General features: G+C 58.8%; 4 protein-coding genes. All 4 read left to right on the plus strand.

Translation table 11 applies throughout. The annotated features are described in order from the left end of the window. The coding region (locus P7F28_RS03890) for a muconate/chloromuconate family cycloisomerase (RefSeq protein WP_277183125.1) at nt 1-1,111 on the plus strand (1,111 nt) is incomplete at its 5' end. A 14-nt stretch (nt 1,112-1,125) separates the two neighbouring features. Next, nucleotides 1,126-1,404, plus strand: a complete 279-nt coding sequence (gene catC / locus P7F28_RS03895) for a muconolactone Delta-isomerase (RefSeq protein ID WP_277183126.1) — start codon at nt 1,126-1,128, stop codon at nt 1,402-1,404. A gap of 63 nt (nt 1,405-1,467) precedes the next feature. Beyond that, nucleotides 1,468-2,196, plus strand: a complete 729-nt coding sequence (locus tag P7F28_RS03900; protein ID WP_277183127.1) for an SDR family NAD(P)-dependent oxidoreductase — start codon at nt 1,468-1,470, stop codon at nt 2,194-2,196. Nucleotides 2,197-2,606: 410 nt separating this feature from the next. Beyond that, the coding region (locus P7F28_RS03905; protein WP_277183128.1) for a tannase/feruloyl esterase family alpha/beta hydrolase at nt 2,607-3,783 on the plus strand (1,177 nt) is incomplete at its 3' end.

Here is a 3,783-nt window from a genome sequence, read left to right on the forward strand (position 1 = left end):
CTCCGTTGAAGCGATTCTGGTCGACCTTCCGACCATTCGCGCTCATAAGCTCGCCATGACCACCATGCAGCAGCAAACGCTCGTGATCGTGCGCTTGCGCTCAAGCGATGGCATTGAAGGCATTGGCGAAGCGACCACTATCGGCGGGCTTTCTTATGGCGAGGAAAGCCCCGAAGGTATCAAGCTGACGATCGATACGTATCTCGCGCCTGCATTGATCGGGCAGGACCCGACCAATATCAACAGTGCGATGCTGCGGCTCAACAAGATTGCGCGCGGCAATCGCTTTGCCAAGTGCGCAATCGAAACCGCTTTGCTCGATGCACAAGGCAAGCGCCTGAATGTGCCGATATCGTCACTGCTCGGCGGCGCGGTGCGCGCGACCTTGCCGGTGCTGTGGACGCTGGCGAGCGGCGATACGCAGCGTGATATCGAAGAGGCGGAGACGTTGCTTGCAGAGCGTCGTCACAATACGTTCAAGCTGAAGATCGGCCGTCGCAGCGTGCGTGAAGACGTGGCGCATGTATCGAAGATCAAGGCCGCGCTCGGTGACCGCGCGAAGGTGACGGTGGACGTGAATCAGGCCTGGAACGAGGTCGATGCCGCGCTCGGCATCGCGGCGCTCGAAGCGGCGGGCATCGACCTGATCGAGCAGCCTACGCCGCGAGAGCAGCGTGGTGCGCTGGCGCGGCTTGCATCGCGCTTTATCGTGCCGATCATGGCCGATGAAGGCATCACCGGTCCCGAAGACGCCATCGACCTCGTGCGCGAAGCCAGCGCCGATGTGTTCGCGCTGAAGATCGCGAAGTCGGGCGGCATCTACGGCGTGATGCGCACCGCTGCCGTCGCGGACGCGGCGGGCGTGCTGCTGTATGGCGGCACCATGCTCGAAGGCAGTATCGGCTCGATTGCGTCGGCGCATGGTTTTAGCGCGTTGCCGCAGCTTGCATGGGGCACGGAGTTGTTCGGGCCGCTGTTGCTGAAGGACGATATCGTTACCGCGCGCCCGCAGTATCGCGATTTCGATCTGCATATTCCGGAGGGACCGGGACTTGGTCTGCATATCGACGAAGAAAAACTCGCGTTCTATCGTCGCGACAAAAACATCTGAAGGAGACTGACAGCATGCTTTATCTGGTGAAAATGGAAGTGAATCTGCCGTACGACATGCCCGCCTCGCAAGCCGATGAAATCAAGGCGCGCGAAAAGGCGTATTCGCAAAACCTGCAGCGCGAAGGCAAGTGGCAACAGTTGCATCGTATTGTCGGCGAGTATGCAAACTACAGCATGTTCGATGTTGATTCGCATGACGAACTACATACGATTCTCTCCAATCTGCCGCTGTTCCCGTATATGAAGATGCAGGTCACGGCGCTGGCGCATCATCCTTCGTCGATCCGGTGATTTCTGCTCGATTGCGGGATTGCGAGCACAATCGTGGCTCTGCTTTATTCAAGGAGCGTTTCGATGAGCAAGCGGTCTGCAATCGTCGTAGGTGTCGGCGCGGAAAAGGGCTTGGGCGCGGCGGTATCGCGCAAGTTCGCGGCCGAGGGGTATCACGTGTTCGTCGGCGGGCGGACGGCGGCGCGTATCGAACAAGTCGTCAAGACGATACGCGATTCGGGCGGCAGCGCGGAGGCCGTGGTCGTCGATGCAACTTCCGAAGCCGATGTGATTGCGCTGTTCGATCGCGCGTTCGCTTCCTATGAACCCGATGCGGTGATTTTCAACGCAGGCGACAACGCGCGTATCGATCTGCGTGATCTCGATGCAGCCACGTTCGAGCGAATGTGGCGTGTGGGCTGTTTCGCGGGCTTTCTGGTGGGACGCGAAGCGGCACGTCGCCTGGTCCCGCTTGGACGCGGGACGGTGTTGTTCACGGGGGCATCGGCAAGTCTGCGGGGTAAGGGCGGCTTTGCGCAGTTCGCCGCTGCTAAAGCGGGTTTGCGCATGATCAGCCAGAGTATGGCGCGCGATTATGGGCCGCTGGGCCTGCATGTGGCGCATATCGTGATCGATGGCGGTATCGACGGCGCGCGGCTCGAACAAGGCCAGCCCGAGCGATATGCGAAGCAAGCCGCTGATACGCTGCTCGATATCAGCGCGATCGCTGATGCGTATTGGTATCTGCATACACAGCATCGGTCGGCGTGGACGCAGGAGTTGGATTTGCGGCCGGGGGCGGAGAGCTTTTAACGGCCTTTCCACGGCAAACCTTTGCAAAGCGCTTAAAGCGGTATCTGTTTTGTTTATCGCGCTCAACATTTCCTTAGCGGCTTGCGGCTCGCTCTTAGGCAGTCGCAAAGCCGTCAAAGCCCGCGCCGGCTAACGAACCGCGCGTCAAGCCCATCTCTTTTCAAGTATTCGATATCGCTTAAGCCACGCGTAAACCCTCTGTTCAGCCGCGATTGCGGTCAGGTCACGCTTGAGTCGCCGGTCTGTGCGTCCGGTTAAAGACCAATTATTCAGAAAGAGGGAGACGATAAATGGCTGCCGCCTTCGGACGTGTTCGTCCGCTTGATTCTTTGCGTTTTGATAATGAGCGCAAGCAAACGCGCAATTTCCTGATGGTGCTAAGGCGCGTTCTGGCTTGGCTTAGCATCGCTATGCTTGCCGCAGGCCTAAGCGCATGCGGCGGTCATGACGATAACGACAGCAACGCGCCACTCTCCGTGGTCAAACCTACGGTCGATTGCTCGAAGCTCGCTTCCATCGATATCACCGATATAGGCGGTGCAGGAAGTTCGATTACGTCTGCGACGGTGACATCGGCAACGATCAACGGTGCATCCGTGAGCTTTTGCGCGGTGAAAGGCACGCTTGCGCCGTCCAATACATTCGAAGTCGCATTGCCGGTGAATTCGTGGACGCAACGCTTTGCCGAACTAGGCTGCGGCGGATTATGCGGCAATCTCAGCGACCCGACCAAGCAAACCAGTTTCAGCTTCAGCTATACGTGTCCACTCGTGCAGCAAGGCGGTTTCGTGACCGCAGCGACCGACATGGGGCACTCGGGCCAGGACTCGACCTGGACTACCGACCCGCAAAAACAGGCCGATTTCGCATATCGCGGTCAACACATCACCACGCTCGCGGCCAAGAAACTTATTCAGGCGTACTACGGTCAGGCGCAAAAATTCTCTTATTTCGTCGGTTGCTCGGATGGAGGGCGTGAAGGGCTGATGGCCGCGCAGCGGTATCCGTCGGACTATAACGGCATTGTCGTGGGCGCGCCCGCTGCCCATTTTCAGATTCAGAACTCGCTTTACCACGGCTGGAGTGTGATTTCGCAAAGCACGACGGGCACAAGCGCGGGCAATGCGACCTTGTATGCGGATAAAGCCGCTCTGCTGCATAAAGCGGTGTCGGCCGCATGTGGAAGTCAGGTCGGCGCGCCCGACGGTCTGATCACCGATCCGCGTGTCTGCCATTTCGATCCCGCGACCATTCAATGCGCCGCTAATGCCTCGAGCACAAGCACATGTTTGACCGCCGCCGAAGTCGCCACGGCCACAAAGATCTATGCCGGTCCAACCGACACGGCCACCGGCATCCGCATGCTCGCAGGCTCTCCGCAATACGGCTCCGAAGGCAATTGGGTGGGCGTGGAAGTGCCGACGTCGAACTCGACGGATGCGCCGGTATCGGTCAAGTCACTGTTCAGCTATTCGATCGTGACAGGCGCCTATAACCTGATCTTCACCGGCTCGCCGACCATGCCGACCATCGATACTTTCGGCTATAAAGACGCGAGCTTTTACCCGAATTATCTGCAAGCCAACC

The sequence above is a fragment of the Caballeronia sp. BR00000012568055 genome, from assembly GCF_029439455.1.
In the GTDB taxonomy this organism is placed as follows: domain Bacteria; phylum Pseudomonadota; class Gammaproteobacteria; order Burkholderiales; family Burkholderiaceae; genus Caballeronia.

What these genes read in the sequence shown, in the direction of transcription:
- catC (WP_277183126.1), top strand. Translation starts at nt 1,126, where the DNA reads ATGCTTTATCTGGTGAAAATGGAAGTGAATCTGCCGTACGACATGCCC.
- P7F28_RS03900 (WP_277183127.1), top strand. Translation starts at nt 1,468, where the DNA reads ATGAGCAAGCGGTCTGCAATCGTCGTAGGTGTCGGCGCGGAAAAGGGC.